Raw genomic sequence first — 18772 nt, 5'->3', positions numbered from 1 at the left:
TTAGATTCCTTTTTGCTTCCCGCGACGTTGGCGGGGCTTGCCCATCAGCACCGGCTGGAACACCACCGCGCCGATCAGCGTGCAGAACAGCGACAGCGCGAGCAGTTTGCCCATGCTCGAGGTGCCCGGATGATGCGACAGCCAGAGGCTACCAAACGCGGTGGCGGTCGTCGCCGCGCTGAACAGCACGGCGTGGGTCAGGCTCGATTGCAACAGGCCTGTCTGGCCGTTGCGCCACGCCATCACGAAGTAGATCTTGAAGGCGACGCCGACGCCGAGCATCAGCGGTAGCGCGATGATATTCGCAAAGTTCAGCGGCATGCCGAACACCACGCACAACTCGAGCGTGACGAGCGCGGAGACCAGCAGCGGCACCAGCGTGCGCAGCACGTCGCCGACGCGGCGCAGCGCGATCCACAGCAGCACCGCGATCGACAGCAGCGCGTAGACGGCCGCCTGCAGGAATGCCTTGATGATGGTGTCGGCCGAATGGAGGATCGAAATCGGCCCGCCGATCGCGCCTGGCTCCGCCTTCTTCACCGCATGCGCGAAGCGGGCGAGCATCGCATCGTCGTTCGGATCGACGCCGGGCGCCACCTTCGGCGCGATGTCGACGAGTGCATGGCCGCCCTTGCCGATCCATGTTGACGTGATGTCCTTCGGCAGGTTGTCGCGCGTGATTTCGGTGGGCTGCAGCAGGTTTTCCAACTGTTTCAGCGCGAAGCGCAACGTGTCGGACATTGCGACTTCGGCGCGGTCGCGTGTGGCGGCGTCGGCGGCGGCGAGCTTTTGCAGGGTCGCCGACAGATGCTCCGCCTCGGCGGCGCCCGGTCCGGGATGGTCTTCGGCGGCGAGCGAAAGCTGGTTCGCCGCGCGCTTGAGCGCGGCGACGCGCACGTCGTCGGTGGCCGGCTGCGCGGTTTGCTGCTGCAGCGCCGGCAGCAACTGTTGCGCGGCGCTTGCGACCAGCATCATCTTCTGCTGCTGATCGGTCGGCACGAAGGTGCTGAGCGTGGTCACGCGGCCCACCTCGGGCAGCTTGCGCAGCCGTTCGGCCATCGCGTCGGCGTCGGCGAGCGAGGGCGCGAGCGCATGCACGTTGTTGACCGCCGCTTCCGGCGAATCCTTCAGCGACAGCAGCGTCGCCATCGATTCCGTATGGGGGTCCTTCAGATGCAGCGGATTGAAGTCGAAACGCAGATGCGCGAGCAGCGGCGTCGCGCCGAGCACGACGATCAGCGTACCGATCAGCACCGGCCGGCGATGATGGTCGAGGAAGTCGTCGACGGGCGCGAGCTGCTTGAAGCCGGGCGAGGCTTCTTCGCCGGGCGGATTGAACAGCTTCAGCAGCGCCGGCAGCAGCGTCATGTTGGTGAAGTACGCGACGAACATGCCGACGCCGGCAATCTGGCCGAGCTCCGACACGCCGCGATACGCGGTCGGCAGGAACGAGAAGAAGCTCAGCGCGACCGCGACCGCCGCGAGCGTGAGCGGCACGCCGATGCTGTGCGCGGTGTGCATCAGCGCGGCCGACAGGCGGTCGTCGCGATTGCGCTCCTCGCGATACTTGACGCCGAACTGCACGCCGAAGTCGACGCCGAGCCCGACGAACAGCACCATGAACGCGACCGAAATCATGTTGAGCGCGCCGACCATCATCAGACCGAGCGCGGCCGTGATCGCGAGACCGACGAACAGCGTGATGAACACGGCCACGATCATGCGGCCTGAGCGCAGCGCGAGCCACAGGATGATCAGCACGACGATGAAGGTGGCGATGCCGTTGAGCGCCGCGCCGTCCTGCACCGACGCGAACTCCTCGTCGGCGAGCGGCTGCTCGCCGGTCAGGCGGATCGTCGCGCCGTAGCGCGAGTCGAGATGCAGTGACGTGGCGGTCGCGCGGATCGCCCGCGACGCGCTCGCGCCCGGCTCCAGCGCGTCGTAATTGACGACCGGCTGCACGACGACGAACGAACGCGCCGGATCGGTGGCGGCGCTTTTGTCGACCAGCGCGCGCCACGAGAATGCGGCCGGCTGGCCGGCCAGCACGCGATCGAGCGTGGTCGCGCTTTGCGACAGCAGGTGGCTCATGTCGGAGAGCTTCACCTGGCCGAGCTGCAGCGGCAGCAACAGGCTCGTGGTCAGCGTGCCGGCGAGGCCGGTCAGGCTCGGATCGTGCGCGAGCGCATTGACGAGCGGGCGCGACTGCACGAGCTGCGAGGTGGTGGACATCACCTCGTCGGTGGACGGAAACAGCAGGCCGTTGTGTTCGAAGAACGGGCCACCGGCGGGCTGCGAGACCGATCTGAACTCCTTCGGATCGGCACGCAGCGCGGCGGTCAGCGCGTTCGCGGCGGCGTCGGCGAATTCGGGCGCGCGCGCCTCGACCACCACCAGCACGGTGTCGCCGCGCTCGGGGAAGGCGGCGTCGATCGCGTTCTCCAGCGCCGACCACTGCTTGTCGGTTTCGATGAGACGGCTGATGTCCGTGTTGATCTTGAAGTTATGCGCGACGTAGACGCCGCTCAGAACGGCGAGCACGAGCGACAGCACGATGATCCTGAGCGGATGACGTATCGAGTACGCGACGAGACGGACGATAGATGACTTCAGCATGTAGGCGGACGTGGCCTTATCACGGGTGTTGTTTTTGACGAAGGTGCATAAGTATACAGAGGCCGGGCAGGGGAGCCCGACTTCGCCAGCAAGTCCGGCTCCCGACCGGCCGGCCGGGATGGGAACGCAATCCCGGCTATACTGGTCTATCCCTCATTAGCCATGGGGCTGCGGCCCGCCGGCGTACTTCTTTCAGGTCACGACAAGCGTATGAAACGATATCTGTCTGCTTTTCTGGCTGCGGCCGTGGTGTCCACGGCGGCGTTTGCGCAAAGTGCGCCCGACACGGTGGTAAAAAATGCAGTCGAGGGCACGGTGACGGCAATGAAGGCCGACCCGCAAGCACGCGGCGGCGACATGACGAAGATCACCCACGTCGTCGAGACGCATTTCCTGCCTGCCACCGACTTCCAGCGCACCACGCGCATCGCGGTCGGCAAGCCGTGGGCAACCGCGACGCCGGAGCAGCAGAAGCAGCTGTACGAGCAGTTTACGCTGCTGCTTACGCGCACCTATGCCGCGTCGCTGTCGCAACTGCGCGACCAGGACGTGAAGTTCAAGTTTATGCCGGTGAGCGTGCCCGGCGGCGCAACCGACATCGTCGTGCAATCTCATGTGCTGAGCAATGGCGGCGACGACGCGATCGACTATCGGCTCACCAAGGGCCCGTCCGGCTGGAAAATTTACGACATCAACATGATGGGCGCCTGGCTGATCCAGGTGTATCAGACGCAGTTCGCCGATCAGATCAACAAAGGCGGTATCGACGGCTTGATCAAGTTCCTGACTGCGCATAATGCGCGCGGCGCGTAACGCGGTCGACAGATTTTCGCGGCGATAAAAGAAAAAGCGCGGTGGCCTGTGAGGCTACCGCGCTTTTTTATGCGCGAAGAATTGTCGCGTGCAATGTCCAGCGGGGAGGGCGGTCGAGCTGCGCTAGCGGTTGGTTGCCGCGCAATGGCCAGCGCAGCAGGCCTTAAACCTCGCGCGCGGCGAGCGGCTGCATCAGCTTCGACGGCAGCTTGAATTCGACTTTCTCTTCGCGGCCGGCCATTGTCGTGACGTCGACCGGTCCGAGTGCGCGCAGCGCGTCGATCACGTTTTCGACCATCTCTTCAGGCGCCGATGCGCCGGCCGTGATGCCGACCGTCTGCACGTTGGCGAACCACTCCGGCTTCACTTCCGAGCCGTCGGCGACGAGGTAGCTCGCCACGCCGCTTTCGCTGCCGATCTCGCGCAACCGGTTCGAATTCGAGCTGTTGGTCGCGCCGACCACCAGCAGCACCTGAACGTCTTTCGACAGTTCACGCACCGCCGCCTGGCGGTTTTGCGTTGCGTAACAGATGTCGCGCGTATCCGGGCCGACGATGTCGCTGAAGCGGCGCAGCAGCGCGTCGATGATGCCGCGCGTGTCGTCGACCGACAGCGTGGTCTGCGTGACGTAGGCGAGCGGTGTGTCGAGCGGCAGATCGAGCGTCGCGACTTCGGCTTCGCTTTGCACCAGCAGCACCTTGCCGGGAATCTGGCCGATCGTGCCTTCCACTTCGGGGTGGCCCGCGTGGCCGATCAGGATCAGCGTGCGGCCCGCGGCGACGTATTGACGGCCCTGCACATGAACCTTGGTGACGAGCGGGCAGGTCGCATCGAGCACGTCGAGACCGCGCGCTTGCGCATCGCGTTCGACGGTTTGCGCGACGCCATGCGCGCTGAATATCGCGACGGCGCCTTGCGGCACTTCATCGAGTTCTTCGACGAAACGCGCGCCTTTTTGACGCAGATTGTCGACGACGTGACGGTTGTGGACGATTTCGTGGCGGACGTACACGGGCGCGCCGTGTTGCTGTAACGCACGATCGACGATTTCGATTGCGCGGACAACGCCCGCACAAAAGCCGCGGGGCTGAGCAAGGATGACTCGCATAAGTTGGCGAACTCCGACAGACGCGGGTTTCGAAGAAGTCAAAACTGACTGCTTTATCGCCGCGCTCATCTTTGATTAGTTGACGTCTTGAGCCCCGGCGACAGGCCGGTACAGCAAAACCAAACGCGCATTCTAACGCTATCGGGGCCGCTTTGCTTTTTGGCGCGGCCTTCGTGTCGGGCGCCGGCCGCACCATGCGGTGGACGCCACGACGGTGTCACCGGCAGGGCCGATACTGCAGTGCAGCGGCGGAACCCTTAAACTACCGGTCCTTGCGGCGCGCATAAATAACGCGCCGTATTACAGATTGGTTTCGAGGCTCGCTGGATGGACGACGATCAGCACGAAAATTTTCCGATCGCGAGCGTGTTGCTGCCGAAGGCGCTGCGCGCGCCAGTCGGCATTATCTATCAGGTAGTGCGCACCGCGGCCGATATCGCCCACGAGGGCGACTGGAGTGCCGCCGAACGCCATGCGCGACTCGCCGATTTCCGCGCTGGACTCGACGCGCTCGCGCAACGACGCACGGCGCCCGTGCATGCGCTGCTGTTCGGCAAGCTGGCCGGCGTCGTCACGCAATACGACCTGCCGCTCGCGCCGTTCTATGATCTGCTCGACGGCTGCGCGCAGGATATCGACACGCTCCGTTACGAGGATCGCGCGGCGCTGCTCGATTATTGCCGTCGCTCCGCGCATCCGGTCGGGCATCTGATACTGCATCTGATCGGCGCGGCCACGCCGCACAATCTCGCCGACGCCGAGGCGATCTGCACCGCGTCGCAACTGATCAGCTTCTGGCTCGAAGTCGCCGACGACTGGAAACGCCAGCACATCTATTTGCCGCAGGCCGATTTGCGACGCTTCGGCGTGACCGAGGCGCAGATCGCGGGCGGTGTGGTCGACGATGCATGGCGCGCGCTGATGACGCACGAAGTCGCGTTCGTGCGCGCCACGCTCTTGCGCGGCGCGCCGCTCGCGCTGCGCATTCCGGGCCGACTCGGCATCGAGTTGAGTGGCGCCGTGCATGCGGGGCTGCGATTTCTCGAGCGCATCGAGCGCGCGGATTACGATGTGTTCCGTGCGCGCCCGGTGCTCAATCCGTTCGACTGGTGCGTGGTGGCGGCGCGCACCGTGGCGATGCAACTGTCCAGACGCGTCGGTGTGGCGGCGCGCTCAATCGAGGGTAAGGCTTAATGGCGGCGGTCCTGTTCGTTCTTTCGTGTGTTTCCCTGCTGATCTGGTGCGTGCTGCTGTTTGCGCGCGGCGGTTTCTGGCGCGCGCGGCCCGCTGCGCCGCTGAGCGTCGCGCCGCGCGTCGCATGGCCGGCGGTCGCGGCCGTGGTGCCGGCGCGCAATGAAGTCGACGTGATCGCCGAAGCGGTGACGTCGCTGCTCAAGCAGGACTATCGCGGCGCGTTCCACGTGATCGTCGTCGATGATCACAGCACCGATGGCACCGCCGACGCCGCGCGCGCGGCCGCGTTACAGCTGCAATGCCCGGAGCGCCTGACGGTGCTCACCGCGAAGCCGTTGCCGCCGGGTTGGTCCGGCAAGGTGTGGGCGCAGTCGCAGGGCATCGAGGCGGTGAGCACGCTTGGTCTGCCCGCCGAGTTCCTGCTGCTGACCGATGCCGATATCGGCCATCCCGCCGATGCGCTCACGCAACTGGTCGCGCGTGCGGACGCCGAAAAGCGCGACCTGGTCTCGCTGATGGTGAGGCTGCGCTGCGATTCGTTCTGGGAAAAGGCGCTGATTCCGGCGTTCGTGTTCTTCTTCGCGAAGCTGTACCCGTTCGCGTGGGTCAACAATCCGCGCAACCGCACGGCCGCCGCCGCGGGCGGCTGCATGCTGGTGCGGCGCGCGGCGCTCGAGGAAGCGGGCGGCATCGAATCGATCCGCGCCGAGCTGATCGACGATTGCAGTCTCGCCGCGCGCATCAAGCATCGCGGCACCGGCCGTCATCCGATCCGTCTCGACGTGGCCGCGAAGAGCGTGTCGCTGCGACCGTACGATAGCTGGCGCGAGATCTGGAACATGATCGCGCGCACCGCGTTCACGCAGTTGCGCTACTCGCCGCTGCTGCTCGCGGGCACGCTTGTCGGGATGGCGATCATCTATCTGTTGCCGCCGATTGCCGCGCTCGTGCTCGGGCCGCTCGGCTGGCCGGCCTGGTTCGCGTGGGCGGCGATGTGCTGCGCGTATGCGCCGATGCTGGTCTACTACCGACGCTCGCCGGTGTGGGCGCCGTTCCTGCCGCTCGTCGCGCTGTTCTATGTGGGCGCGACGTTCGCGTCGGCGGTGCGCTATTGGCGCGGCAAGGGCGGTCAGTGGAAGGCGCGCGTGCAGGCGCCGGTGCAGGATCGTTGAATCTCGCGCGAGTCATGGGGTCATGGCGAGGCGGATGCGATCGATGATCGATCGGCGGATACAAAAAAAGCGGCCTCGGCCGCTTTTTTCGCATCTGGCGTTTCGTAGCGCGCGCTGTGACGCCGCGCGCCCGACGTCACGCGTTGCTGAGCATCATGTACATCTGGATCACTATGTCTGGCGAGAAAGTGAACGGCACCCAGCCGTGGCCGGTGTGACGCATCACCAGCAGACGGTCGCCGCTCGACTGCTTCTGCACCGCCATCATCGGATTCCTGGTCGAGACGAACTGCCAGCCCGGCGGGATGCCTTGCGGCTGTTCCGGCGTCATCGACGCACGTGCGTTCGACAGTTCCTCGATCAGCCGGCTGATCTGCTCCGGACGCAGCGCGACCATCTGATTGCCGATGGTCATCGTGATTTCGTCGCGCTCGGGGCGGTTGATTTCGAGCGTCGGCTGGATCTGCGGAGCGGACGGATCGACATCGGCCTCGGGTGCCGTGGTCGCTTCGTCGACTGCCTGCACATCGGCGTGCGCGGATTCGACCGGTGCGACTGCAACGTGCTCCGCGTGCTCGTCTATCGCGACCTGCTGTGCGACGACAGCGTCGGCATCATGCGCGGTATCGGCCGTTTCGGCATGCGCCGCATCGGCAGCGACTGCGGATTCAGCAATCGATGCCGTGTCCGCCGCATTCGACGCAGCGGCGTGAGCGGGTGTCTCGGGAATGTTTTCGGCCTGCCTGGCCACGACAGCCTGAATGAGCTGATCGACGCCCATTTCCAGCGCGCCGAGCTGTTCGTGAAGATTCATGCGAGGTTTCTCTGGTAAGACCCGCGATTTTACCTGCTGAGTGGGGGCTTGGACCCATCGTCGGCGCGGGACTTGTAACAAAATGCGTGTAGTGAGCGCCGCAGGGACCCGATGGCCGCGCTCAGCCGTTCAGATACCCCGCCTGGCGGAACCATTCGAGCGCGTCGGCCAGCCCCTCGCGATACGGCCGCGCGCGATACCCAAGCTCGCGCTCCGCCTTCGCCGACGAAAAATACATCTTGTTCTTCGACATCTTCAGGCCGTCGACGGTCACGAACGGTTCGCGCTTCGTGAATTTAGCGACCGCTTCCGCGCCCATCGCGAGCGGATACAGCGGCCAGCGCGGCAGGCTGATCGTTGGCGCCTTGCGGCCGGTGAGCGCGGCGATGTCGGCGAGCATCTGCTGCAGCGGCAGATTTTCGCCGCCGAGAATATAGCGCTCGCCGATCTTGCCGCGTTCGAGCGCGAGGAAGTGGCCGGCGGCGACGTCGTCGACGTGCACGAGGTTCAGGCCCGTATCGACGAAGGCCGGAATCTTGCCGAGCGCGGCCTCGACGATGATGCGTCCGGTCGGCGTCGGCTTCACGTCGCGCGGGCCGATCGGCGTCGACGGATTGACGATCACCGCGGGCAGACCGTCTTCGGCGATCATCCGCTCGACCGCGCGCTCGGCGAGCACCTTGCTGCGCTTGTACACGCCGATCGCCTGATCGGCCTTGAGCGGCGAGGTTTCGTCGGCGGACTGGCCCGAGCTCGTCACCTTCAATGTGGCGACGCTGCTGGTGTACACGATCCGCTCGACGCCTTCCTTCAGCGCCGCGCGCATCGTCGCCTCGGTGCCCTCGAGATTCGCGCGTTCGATCTCGCCGGGGTCCGGCGCCCACAGCCGGTAATCGGCGGCCACGTGCAGCAGATAGCGCACGCCGCGCAGCGCGTTGCGCATCGACGCTTCGTCGCGCATGTCGCCGACGACGATTTCCGCGTCGAGCGATTCGACGTTCTTGCGCGGACTCGTCGCGCGTACCAGCACGCGCACGTTGAAGCCCTTGCTCTGCGCGATGCGCGCCACCGACGAGCCGACGAAGCCGGACGCGCCGGTCACGAGTACGAGATCGCGATTCTGTTCGGTCATTGTGTTTCCATTTCCTGCGTGACGGACCACGGATTGTACGTGGCGCGCGCGAATACGCGTGGTAGTCGGGCACGCTCGCCGCGACGCGACTAGAATGCCGGCTTGAAAGACCATGAGGCATCGACAGGAGGTAACGGCATGGCCCCGGATCTGGATGAGCGGATCGAAACTTACTACGTGCGGGTGTGCGGCATCGTGCAGGGCGTCGGCTTTCGCCTCGCCACAGTGCGCCAGGCGCACGCGCTGGGAATCAAGGGATACGTCGCGAATCTCGACGACGGTTCGGTTGAAGCGCTATTGCAGGGACCGGCGAATCAGATCGACCGGATGTTGTCGTGGTTGCGTCACGGGCCGCCGGCGGCGCGCGTGACCGACGTGCACGGCGAAGAGCGCGCGACCGACAGGCGCTACGAGCGGTTCGAGCAGCATTGAGCGCGAGAGTGTGAGGCGGCGCTTGCGCGAGGCTGCAACGACGCTAGAACTTCACACCGAGTCTGCATAAAAGAAGCGGCGCGTCATCCTCAGGATGACGCGCCGCTTTTTCGTTGCCGTGTTTCCGCGCTTATCGTGCTTACCGCGCGACCAGCAGACTCTCCGCGAAGCCCCACTCGTCCTCGATCCATTGATGGCTGCACACGAAGCCGGCGCCATCGGCAATCGCGGGCAACTCCTCCGCGCGGTACTTGTGACTGCTCTCGGTCCAGATCGTCTCGCCCGCTTTCATCGTCACCGTCAACTGCGCGGCATGCACGTGCGCGGTGACGTCGTGCTTCGCGCGCAGATGCATCTCGATGCTGCGCGCGTCCGGATTGAAGCGCGCGACGTGCTCGAACGCATCGAGCGGAAAGTCGCCGTCGAGTTCGCGGTTGATGCGCGAGAGCAGATTCAGATTGAACGACGCGGTCACGCCGACCGCGTCGTCGTAAGCGGCGATCAGCACCGGCGTCGGCTTGATCAGATCCGTGCCGAGCAGCAGCGCGTCGCCGGGCGCGAGCATGTTGCGGATGTCGTGCAGAAAACGCGTGGCCGCGAGTCGACCGAAATTGCCGATCGTGCTGCCGAGAAACAGCACGAGCAGGCGATCGCCCGGCGCGCGCTGCCGGCTGACTTCGGCGAGCCCGGCCAGATAATCGCGCTCGTAACCGACGATCGAAATCCGCTCGATGTCGCCGAGTTCGCGCCGGCACAACTGCAACGCACTGCGCGAAATTTCAATCGGGCAGTAAGAAGTGGGGCGTTTTTTACACAGTGCTTCGAGGATGCGTCGCGTTTTGCGGCCGCTGCCGCTGCCGAGTTCGGCGACGGTCACGTCGTGCGGCAGATGCTCGACGATGTCGGCCGCGTGCTTCGTGAGCAGCCGTTCCTCGGCGCGCGTCACGCCATATTCGGGCAATACGGTAATCACTTCAAAAAGTGCGGAACCGACTTCGTCGTACAGATACTTCGACGGCAGCTCTTTTTGTGGCGTGTGGGTGAGGCCGGCGCGTACGTCGGCGGCGAACGCGCGGCGCAGGTCGGAAGGCGAGTTGCTAAGCGATAGGGCTGGCTGGGTCATGCTGGCTCCAGTAGTCACATTCGATGAGCGGGATAGCTGCCGGGGTGGCATACGCGCTGACGACGCGGTTCGCGCATGCCGTGGGCGAGAAGCGCGGGCGTCGGTTCGCTGCGGCCTGACGGACTGTGCAAGGCTGCGTTCGCCGACCCGGCTCGTGGGTGCTGCCGGTTTCGTTGCTGCCGCGGTTGCCGTTGTTGCGAGCGCCGCGGCCGCCGTGTGCAAAACAGCGTGCAAAAGCTGGTAGCAAGATTCGCGCACGGCGATGACGAACCGGTGATGAAGCGGAAACCAGCGTCTCCCGCCGCGGCGCATGAAGTTAAGTTCTAGTGCATCGACGCGCGCCGCGCACGACTAATTGCAGTCGATCGACGAAAAAGCGCGGACCGGCCGGCGGCGAACCCGTCTAGAATGCCCGATTCCGCCTGTTTCTGCCCGTTGCGCGCTGGCGCGCCGTCGGTGCGGAATGGCTTCAGAACAACAATGCAGGGTTCGCCTGCTCACGAGACACACTTTTCATGACGACCACCTGTGCCGCGCGCCCATTGCGCCTATTTCGCGCGCCGCAAGCCCGCATGCCGGCATGCTCGCCGTGGACCGCGCAATGAACGAGCACGACTTCAGGCGCGGCATCGCGTTGTCGGTCGGCGCGTCGGCGCTGTTCGCATTACTGTCGGCTTACGCGACGCTGCTCAAACCGCTCTCCGGTCTCGACATCTTCGCGTGGCGCATCGTCTGGACCGTGCCCGGCGCGCTGCTGCTCGTCGTATTGCGCAAGCGTCTGCCGATACTGCGCCAGTTGCTTGACCGGATGATGACGCAGCCGAAGCTCGGCGGCGCGATGGTGGTCGCCGCCGCGTTGCTCGGCGTGCAGCTGTGGCTGTTCTTATGGGCGCCGCTACATGGACGCATGCTCGAAGTGTCGCTCGGTTATTTCCTGCTGCCGCTCGTGATGGTGCTGGTGGGGCGCTTTCATTATCACGAGCGCCTCGATACGTTGCAGTGGCTCGCGGTCGCGTGCGCGGCGATCGGCGTCGCACATGAGCTGTGGGTGACGGGTGCGTTCTCGTGGCCGACGCTGGTCGTCGCGCTCGGCTATCCGCCGTATTTCATGCTGCGTCGCAAGATCAATCAGGATTCGCTCGCGATGTTCACCGTCGAAATGGCGCTGCTGCTGCCGGTGGCCGTCGTGTTCATCGTCAGCGGCGGCTCGCTGCACGCGATCGGCGCGCGCGTGGAAATGTGGTGTCTGCTGTTGCCGGGCCTCGGCGCGTTGAGCACGCTCGCGCTGGCGTCGTATCTGAAGGCGAGCCGGATGCTGCCGGTCGCGTTGTTCGGGATCCTCGGTTATGTCGAGCCGGTGTTGCTGGTGTTCGTGTCGATCACGCTGTTGCGCGAGACGCTGAGCGCCGCGCAACTCGCGACCTATGTGCCGATCTGGATCGCGGTCGCGCTGACCGCGCTGCATAGCGTGCGTTTCGTTCGCTTTGCTTCGAATTGAGTTAAAGCAGAAAACAGCATCGGGCCGCACGCCGCATTGCTCAGCGATGCGCCTCACTGCGTTCCGCGTTGATGCGCGTCGGCCCCACTTGCGCGTCGATCGCTTCGCGCAGATCGGGACGCCAGCCGAAACCGAACAGCGCTTCGGCGAGCACGAACAGCGGTCCGATCATCAGGCCGATCACGTCGTCGACAAAGGCCGGCTTGCGATGCTCGTACGCGACGTGGCCGACGAACTGGAACGCCCAGCCGATCACGAACAGACCGATGCCGGTGGCGAGCCACACGAGCGTCGTCTGCGCGGCGATCCACTCGCCGAACGCGATGCACAGCGCCGACACGCAGGCCATCATCACGCCGAGCGGCACGTCGAGCGCGAGATAGTAGACGGTCGCCGCGACGAACAGCAGCCACGCCGGCGACAGGCTCACCGGGAACATGCCGGCGCCGAACGTCGGGCGGCTCAGCAACACCGCGAGCGCCAGCACGATCATCGGAATGCCGACGAAGTGCGTGGCGATATTGCGCCGGTCGCGATGGTAGGCCGCGTATTGCGTCAGTTGCTCGGTCAGCGTTCTCATCAGTGCCGCTCCTGTGTGAAAGTCAGCATAATCGCGGGCGATGGAATTTGAAACCATCGGCTACCCGACAATTCACGCCAACCTTCGACCCCGCCGCCAGTATGCCGTCCATCACCGAGCGTTTTTCATCGCATGAGCTGGCCGCGCGGCTCGCGCGCAGCGCATGGTTTCGCGCGGCCCCTGCTGGAATGCAGACGCAGTTGCTCGACACGGGACGGGTGGAAGCACTTGCGGCCGGCGAACGGCTCTTCACGCGCGGCGATGCCGACGACGGCCTCTACTGTGTGCTCGACGGTCTGATCCGGATCGGCGCGGCGAGTTCGGCGGGCAAGGAAGCGTTGCTCGCGGTGATCGAGCCGGTGAACTGGTTCGGCGAGATCGCGCTGTTCGACCATCGGCCGCGCACCCACGATGCGTATGCCGAGCGCGATTCCGCGCTGTTTCATGTGCCGCGCGCGGCGCTCGCCACGTTGCTCGAACGCAATCCGGCTTACTGGCATGCGTTCGGTCTGCTGCTCACGCACAAGCTGCGTCTCGCGTTCGAAGCGATCGAGGAAGCCGCGCTGCTGCCCGCCGCGCCGCGTATCGCGCGACGCCTATTGCTGATGGCCGGCGGCTATGGCGAACCCGGCGCGTTGCGGCGTGTGCTGAAGGTGCCGCAGGAAGATCTCGCGATGCTGCTCGCGTTGTCGCGGCAGACGATCAATCAGACGCTCAAGCTCTTCGAGACGCAGGGCGCGTTGAAGCTGCGCTACGCGGAGATTGAAATCGTCGATGCGGGCCGGCTGCGCGCGTTGGCCGAATTGCCGAACGACGCGTCGCCCATGTCGCCCGTGTGAAGCGATACCGCCGGATGCCGCCCAAGCGGAATTAACGCGCGCTTGTGGACTGGCTGCTGATCCGACGCTTGAGCGGTCCGATCGTCGCGGCAGGCAAGGTCGCGAGCAGCGTATGCAAGGTGAAATCGAGATCTTCACGCGCGATGTCGAGTTGCACGCGAACAGCTTCGCGCACGGTTTCCGTGCTGACCACGTACACGCCGAGCGGCGAGTGCAGGAGCGTCTTCAACAGGAGATGCGGCAGCGTCACGTCGAGCAGCGCGCGTGACGACGGAAACGGAATGACGTTGTTGCGGCGAGTCGGTTGCTGGCCGGCGGATTGCGATGCGAACGCGTCGAGCGATTGCGTGAGAGCCATTTGAGGCGGCGTTCAGGTGACGCCGGTAGTGAGTCGGAACAGTTGGAGCGTACTCGTCCGCGAATAAAGACAGTGCAAAAATTCGGGCTTGCGTCGGTAAAAAGACACGGCACGCGAATAAGCATCAATCGCCATGAAGAAAAAAAGGCGAGTCATACGACTCGCCCTCCCTGAACGGCATCACCCGGCTTCGATAGACTTTTATTTCAACAGCATTTGCCTGGCCGGTAAGCGCCGGAACCGATCACGTGTTATTGCGTTTTCGTCGCGTCGGTTTGTGCGCCGTCGGCTTTTGCCGGGGCAGTGCTGGCCTCTTTCGCGCTCTCCGTTTTAGTCTTTGCGGCACTGGTCTCGACGGCTTTCTTCTTGCTGGACTTGTGGGTCTTCTTCGTATGGGCGGAAGTCTTCTTCACGTGCTTTTTCGGTGCGGCTTCGGCGGGCGCTTTGGTCGTGGCCGCGCTGTCGGTCGTCGCGCCGGCTTGCGCCGTGGTGCTGGCCTTCAGATTCGCCTGACCGGCAGCGGGCATCTGCGCGGCTTGAGCAGCGGGTGCGGCTTGCGTCGGTTGGGCGGCGGTCGGTGCGGCCGTTTGAGCGAATGCGGTCGACACGAGCAGAGCGGAAGCAACAGCGGCGAAAAGCGTCTTCATGGTGTGACTCCTTGTTGAATCGGTGGATTCGTTTTATCGCGGCTGAATTATTTCAGCGCTGCCGGTTTAACGTAGGCCGGAATACCGCAGTTGACGCGGTGCTGGTGACAAAACGTAACTAGTGCATCGGCGCTGATACATGTCGGAATGCGCGAATTGCGCGAGCGGCGCGCCGGATAAGGCGAAGCGGGCAGAGCCAAAGAAAAAGGCGGGAGAAAAGTTCTCCCGCCTCTTAACGATGCTTTGCATTTGCCGATGCATGCACCGGTCAACGCATGGTGAAGCCGCAGCGAATCGACTGTCAGTGAAGTGTTATTCGCGCGTGAATCAAGCAGTGAAACTACCGCTCGTCACTGAAACGGATTCTTGACGACGCCCGGTTTCTCATCCGGTTCGTCCTTCACTTTCGCCGGCAAGTCCGCTTGCGCCTGCAGACTCGCGACGATCGCATCGACCGCTTCCTTCAGTGCGAGCGCCGCCTTCAGGCCGCGCTGGTCGCGCGTCAATTCGAGCTCGCCGTTCAGCACGACGCGCGTCGTGCCGTTGCTGAGCGTGAGCGCGTCGCCCTGGATGTTGAGTACGTCGTCGTCGTTCGAATAGGGTTTAAACACCTTTCAGTCCTCCTGGCCGCTGGTCCTTGATGTTCTCCGGAATGCCCGGAAAACGGATACCCGATATCGCTTCGAGTTCGTGAATCGTACGGATGTCGTAGCGATTGGTCGACACATTATCGACCACGATCGCGAACGCCAGTTGCCGTGACGGCACATAGACGACCTTGTACAACTGTGTCGGCACGAATACGCGCGTCGGTCCGATGGTCTGCAACTGCTGACCGTTGAAAAGCGGGCCGGTGACGACATAAGTGTCGTCGTAAGAGATCGCGATCTTGCGCACAGCGGTTTCGATGCGTGCCCACAATCGTTGGTTGTTCTGACGGTTTTGCGGCACCACGTTCGCGAGCGAGAACGATTGCGCCATCGCCTGCTGGTTCCAGCGATTACCCGCCGGGCTCATATGGCCGCGATCGAAACCGCTGCGCTTGTAGTCGGCGAGCGTCGCGCCTTCGCCGTCGGGCAGACGCGCGTCTTCGAAGAATTTGTTGGTGCGCGTGATGTCCTTCGCGTCTTCGATGTGCGCTCGCGTCAAATGCTCGGCCGACCACAGCGGTCCGTGCGTGATGCCCGAATGCAGTACCGTGAAATCGCTATAGCAGAGCAGGCGCGTTTTCGGCGCCATCTTCTGATTGGTGAGGACGGGCCACTGCGCATTCGGTGTGAACTGGGTACAGGAGGATGCCGCGCTCGCATGAGCGGCGACGGCGAATAACAGACAGGCAAGCCACTTCTTCATGTGTCGGTCGTTCGATGGATGGGGGCGCAAGTATAGCGTCGCGACTCGCGTCGAGCGATCTCGATATGCGCGTTAAAAAAGCAGGGCGAAGAAGCAGGTCGAAGAAGCAGGCGGAAAAAGCGGGAACAAATGCGGCGGAGGAAAAGCGCGCTGCGTAGCGTGAGGGGTGGCGTAAAGCGTGGCGTAAAAAAATGGGCCGCTTCACAGCGACCCGAATGCGTGGACTTCCGACTCTACGCATGCAAGCTTAAGGAGTTCTGAAGCGTTGCGACGACGTCGAGCCGATCTGTGCGCTCGCGCACGCACATCTCGACATGAGCGAACGGCCGCTCGCTCATGAGCCGGAAGTTTCGACTGAAAAAAACAGCGCGACGAAGCGTGCAGGACCTAATTACCGAACAGACTGTTTTCGGCGTTGACCTTCTGACGGTCCACCGCCTGCAGACGCCAGAAGCCGTGGGTCGGCTTGCGGGTTGGCAGCGCGGTCCATGCGGCGTCGCCTTGCGCGGCGCTCACCCGTTCCTTGCGATCGACGTGCAGACCGCGCAGCGTACACAGCGGCGCATCGGCGCTAGGCGCGCAGAGGGCGGTCACGCCGTTCTGGTCGCGCAGCTCTCCCCATGGGGGCAGGTCGATCCCTTGATGCGCCTCTCTCGACCACCGGTGTTCGTCGGTGTCGAGCCAGAGCACGGCGTAATCATGGCTTACGGTGGGATCGGAACCGTTGATCAGGATGGTCAGTCGCATGTCAGTTCCGTACAAAGTGCGAAGTGGCGAAGTGCTTTATCAGTCTAGGCGGCGCCGTGCGTTATGCAAGGCAAAGGTATGACGAGCGGGACGAAAATATTTTTATCGAACGGGCGTGCCGAGGTATGGCTGTTGCTGCGATGCGCGGCGGCATCGGCGGTGTGCGCGTGGTCCGTGAAGGCACGCGCACACCGCGACCGCGGGCGACCGACTTCGGCGCGAAGCGGTCAGGCCAGATCGAGTGTGGCGGTCAGATCGCCGAGCGGTGCGAGACCGTTTTTCGCGAAGGCCTGATCTCGCGCGACCACGCCATCGAGCGGCGCGAGTCCGTGCACGCGGCTGATGAAACGCAGAATCGAATTGGTGTCGTACACCGTGTGATCGACGTAGCCTTTCTTCGCGAGCGGCGAGATCACCAGCGCGGGAATTCGCGAGCCCGGACCCCAGCGGTCGCCGATGGGCGGCGCGACGTGATCCCACCAGCCGCCGTTTTCGTCGACGGTGACGATCACGACCGTGTTCTGCCATTGCGGTCCGCGCTGGATGTGATCGATCAGCGTCGCGATGTGGCGGTCGCCCGACGCGACGTCCGCGTAACCCGCGTGCATGTTCAGGTCGCCCTGCGGCTTGTAGAACGTGACCGTGGGCAGACGACCCGCGTCGATATCGGCGATCAGGCGATTGGTCGACGCGTCGTTGCCCATGCCGCCGTCGCGCAGATAGCGGCGGCGCGCGGCGGTGCCCGGCGCGTAGTTGGCGAAGTAGTTGAACGGCTGATGGTGATACTGGAAGTCGGGCATCGCGCCGGTGTCGCGATGTTCTAGCGCGAATTGCCACGCGCCGCTGTACCACGCCCAGTCGACGCCCTTGTCGGTCAGCCGGTCGCCGATCGTCGCGTAATGCTGCGGCGGCATCACGTGCGGGTCGGACTGATCCGCGAGCGCGGGGTCGCCGCCTTCGGCCGGCCGCACGCTGCTCGGCTGATACGGCGGCGCCATCGTGTTGACCGCGTAGCCGTCGGCGGTGAATGCGCCGTCGTGGACGAATTTCGGCGGACCGTCGAGCGCCGACGCGGGCGAGTTCGGCGCGAGCTTCAGCCGGGTGCCGGTCGGATCGTCGCCTTCGACCACCGACACCATCTTCTTCGCCGGGCTGTTCTGAATGTTCGGGTAGTACGGCGCCTGCGCGGAGATCAGGAAGATGTGATTCAGCCACGAGCCGCCGAACGCGGCCATGAAGAAGTTGTCGCACAGCGTGTACTGCTGCGCGAGACCCCAGAGCCGCAGCGTATCCGGCGAATTGCGGTAATGCCCCATCACGAGACCGCCGGAATCGCCCCACGCGGCGAACTGGTTGTTGCGCCCGGCGTTGATCTGCATCTGGTTCTGATAGAAGCGATGCACGAGGTCGCGCGTGATCACGCCGGTCGGCAGCGGCGCGCCGTGTGCGTCGACGATGCGAAACGGCCGGTTGTGCAGATGATCGAGATCCTTCTCGCCGATCATGTAGCGCTTGCCGTCGACCTCCTGCGCCTGCGGCACGAGGCCGCCCCAGATCGCCGGCAGTCGCGGCAGCGGCGTCTTGCCGTCGCGGTCGAACTGGATGTATTGCTCGGCGGCGACCGCGTCGAGCGGATGCTGGACGCCCGGATAGTTGCCGTACAGGTTCGCGAAGCTGCGATTCTCCGCGTAGATCACGACGATGTTCTTCACCTGATCGTGCAGCGCGGCGTCCAGCCGCAAGTCGGCGGCGCTGCGTGGCGCGCCGTTACCGGCGAGGCCGTCGGTCTTGCAGCCGCTCAGCGCCAGGCCGAGACCGACCGCCGCGAGACCGGTGAGGACGCGGCGGCGCTCCGGGTCGTCGGGGGCGTCGCCGGCGTTATCGAGCGAGCTGGGGTTGTCCAGGTTCGGCGGCAGGTGAGGGTCGTGGTCGGTCATCGATGAGTTCCGAAGGAGACATGACGTTCGTATCGGCGACGCCCGCAGCGGCGCGAGCGACACCGGTTGCGATTCGAAAAGGCCGGCAGGCCTCGCGGTTCAAGGAAGTCGACGCTTCACGCGCCAGCTGTGATGCGTTGCATCGACGGCTAATAGTAGCCAGTGCCGTGCGTCGACCGGATGACGCTTTTGCGTTGCGTAACGGTCGACGGTCAATTCGAGTTCGTCGTGCGCGCGCAGATGGCAGGTGGCGTGCGCGCCGGAGCCGTCCGCGAATTCGACCCGCGCCTCGGCGAGCCCGGGCGCTACCGCCGGCTCGGGCAGATGCGCGATGCGCACTGCGCAGCCCGGATAAAGATGCGAGTCGGCGACCTGGATCTGGATGGCATCGGACATGGCGGGGCCTCCC

The 18772-nt window shown here is 64.5% G+C and carries 19 protein-coding genes; 6 read left to right on the top strand and 13 right to left on the bottom strand.

Annotation, left to right across the window (positions count from 1 at the left end):
• Entirely contained in the window at nucleotides 1–2616 is a 2616-nt protein-coding gene (hpnN, locus tag HHL14_RS11250) for a hopanoid transporter HpnN (RefSeq protein ID WP_169497684.1), read from the bottom strand.
• Between the two features lie 210 nt (nucleotides 2617–2826).
• Between hpnN and HHL14_RS11245 the strand changes: the two genes are divergently transcribed.
• Nucleotides 2827–3429 carry an MlaC/ttg2D family ABC transporter substrate-binding protein gene (locus tag HHL14_RS11245; RefSeq protein WP_169497683.1) on the top strand — a complete coding sequence of 201 codons (603 nt, stop codon included), beginning with the start codon at nucleotides 2827–2829 and terminating at the stop codon, nucleotides 3427–3429.
• Between the two features lie 163 nt (nucleotides 3430–3592).
• On the opposite strand, the gene ispH is transcribed toward HHL14_RS11245, so the two are convergent.
• Nucleotides 3593–4537 carry a 4-hydroxy-3-methylbut-2-enyl diphosphate reductase gene (ispH, locus tag HHL14_RS11240; RefSeq protein ID WP_169497682.1) on the bottom strand — a complete coding sequence of 315 codons (945 nt, stop codon included), beginning with the start codon at nucleotides 4535–4537 and terminating at the stop codon, nucleotides 3593–3595.
• Between the two features lie 327 nt (nucleotides 4538–4864).
• On the opposite strand from ispH, the gene hpnC reads away from it, so the two are divergent.
• On the top strand, nucleotides 4865–5731 hold the full coding sequence (hpnC, locus tag HHL14_RS11235; protein ID WP_169497681.1) for a squalene synthase HpnC: 867 nt from the start codon (nucleotides 4865–4867) through the stop codon (nucleotides 5729–5731).
• A complete protein-coding gene (locus tag HHL14_RS11230; RefSeq protein WP_169497680.1) occupies nucleotides 5731–6903 on the top strand; it encodes a glycosyltransferase in 1173 nt (390 codons plus the stop codon). The genes hpnC and HHL14_RS11230 overlap by 1 nt, the downstream gene beginning before the upstream one ends.
• Before the next feature lie 136 nt (nucleotides 6904–7039).
• Here HHL14_RS11230 and HHL14_RS11225 read toward each other — a convergent pair whose 3' ends face one another.
• Both HHL14_RS11225 and hpnA read right to left on the bottom strand, forming a co-directional pair.
• Complete coding sequence (locus tag HHL14_RS11225) at nucleotides 7040–7717, bottom strand: hypothetical protein (RefSeq protein ID WP_169497679.1); 678 nt, start codon at nucleotides 7715–7717, stop codon at nucleotides 7040–7042.
• A 121-nt stretch (nucleotides 7718–7838) separates the two neighbouring features.
• Nucleotides 7839–8849 carry a hopanoid-associated sugar epimerase gene (gene hpnA, locus HHL14_RS11220; RefSeq protein ID WP_169497678.1) on the bottom strand — a complete coding sequence of 337 codons (1011 nt, stop codon included), beginning with the start codon at nucleotides 8847–8849 and terminating at the stop codon, nucleotides 7839–7841.
• Between the two features lie 138 nt (nucleotides 8850–8987).
• Between hpnA and HHL14_RS11215 the strand changes: the two genes are divergently transcribed.
• Nucleotides 8988–9281, top strand: a complete 294-nt coding sequence (locus tag HHL14_RS11215) for an acylphosphatase (RefSeq protein WP_169497677.1) — start codon at nucleotides 8988–8990, stop codon at nucleotides 9279–9281.
• A 139-nt stretch (nucleotides 9282–9420) separates the two neighbouring features.
• Here the strand turns inward: HHL14_RS11215 and egtD are convergent, their stop codons facing one another.
• The gene (gene egtD / locus HHL14_RS11210; protein ID WP_169497676.1) at nucleotides 9421–10404 is read right to left on the bottom strand and encodes an L-histidine N(alpha)-methyltransferase; all 984 of its coding nucleotides are present in this window, start codon (nucleotides 10402–10404) and stop codon (nucleotides 9421–9423) included.
• A gap of 601 nt (nucleotides 10405–11005) precedes the next feature.
• On the opposite strand from egtD, the gene rarD reads away from it, so the two are divergent.
• Nucleotides 11006–11902, top strand: coding sequence for an EamA family transporter RarD (gene rarD, locus HHL14_RS11205; RefSeq protein WP_169497675.1), 897 nt, complete (start codon nucleotides 11006–11008; stop codon nucleotides 11900–11902).
• A 40-nt stretch (nucleotides 11903–11942) separates the two neighbouring features.
• Here rarD and HHL14_RS11200 read toward each other — a convergent pair whose 3' ends face one another.
• Nucleotides 11943–12482 carry an Mpo1 family 2-hydroxy fatty acid dioxygenase gene (locus HHL14_RS11200; protein ID WP_169497674.1) on the bottom strand — a complete coding sequence of 180 codons (540 nt, stop codon included), beginning with the start codon at nucleotides 12480–12482 and terminating at the stop codon, nucleotides 11943–11945.
• A 101-nt stretch (nucleotides 12483–12583) separates the two neighbouring features.
• Here HHL14_RS11200 and HHL14_RS11195 point away from each other — a divergent pair, with 101 nt between their 5' ends.
• A complete protein-coding gene (locus HHL14_RS11195) occupies nucleotides 12584–13321 on the top strand; it encodes a Crp/Fnr family transcriptional regulator (RefSeq protein ID WP_169497673.1) in 738 nt (245 codons plus the stop codon).
• 31 nt (nucleotides 13322–13352) lie between these two features.
• Here the strand turns inward: HHL14_RS11195 and HHL14_RS11190 are convergent, their stop codons facing one another.
• From HHL14_RS11190 to HHL14_RS11160, 7 genes are all read right to left on the bottom strand, one after another.
• The gene (locus HHL14_RS11190; RefSeq protein ID WP_169497672.1) at nucleotides 13353–13679 is read right to left on the bottom strand and encodes a hypothetical protein; all 327 of its coding nucleotides are present in this window, start codon (nucleotides 13677–13679) and stop codon (nucleotides 13353–13355) included.
• A 251-nt stretch (nucleotides 13680–13930) separates the two neighbouring features.
• Nucleotides 13931–14326, bottom strand: a complete 396-nt coding sequence (locus tag HHL14_RS11185; RefSeq protein WP_169497671.1) for a hypothetical protein — start codon at nucleotides 14324–14326, stop codon at nucleotides 13931–13933.
• Nucleotides 14327–14676: 350 nt separating this feature from the next.
• A complete protein-coding gene (locus HHL14_RS11180) occupies nucleotides 14677–14937 on the bottom strand; it encodes a hypothetical protein (protein ID WP_169497670.1) in 261 nt (86 codons plus the stop codon).
• A complete protein-coding gene (locus HHL14_RS11175) occupies nucleotides 14930–15679 on the bottom strand; it encodes a DNA/RNA non-specific endonuclease (protein WP_169497669.1) in 750 nt (249 codons plus the stop codon). Before HHL14_RS11175 ends, HHL14_RS11180 begins: the two co-directional genes overlap by 8 nt.
• Before the next feature lie 387 nt (nucleotides 15680–16066).
• On the bottom strand, nucleotides 16067–16426 hold the full coding sequence (locus HHL14_RS11170) for a DUF3564 domain-containing protein (protein ID WP_169497668.1): 360 nt from the start codon (nucleotides 16424–16426) through the stop codon (nucleotides 16067–16069).
• A gap of 227 nt (nucleotides 16427–16653) precedes the next feature.
• Nucleotides 16654–18363 carry an acid phosphatase gene (locus HHL14_RS11165; protein ID WP_169497667.1) on the bottom strand — a complete coding sequence of 570 codons (1710 nt, stop codon included), beginning with the start codon at nucleotides 18361–18363 and terminating at the stop codon, nucleotides 16654–16656.
• Between the two features lie 99 nt (nucleotides 18364–18462).
• On the bottom strand, nucleotides 18463–18759 hold the full coding sequence (locus HHL14_RS11160) for a hypothetical protein (protein ID WP_169497666.1): 297 nt from the start codon (nucleotides 18757–18759) through the stop codon (nucleotides 18463–18465).
• Nucleotides 18760–18772 lie beyond the last annotated feature (13 nt).

Origin of the sequence: Paraburkholderia antibiotica (genome assembly GCF_012927125.1) — a bacterium.
GTDB classification, from domain to species: Bacteria; Pseudomonadota; Gammaproteobacteria; order Burkholderiales; family Burkholderiaceae; genus Paraburkholderia; species Paraburkholderia antibiotica.
Note: the sequence above shows the minus strand (reverse complement) of the source record. Positions and strands in the feature narration are given on the sequence as shown.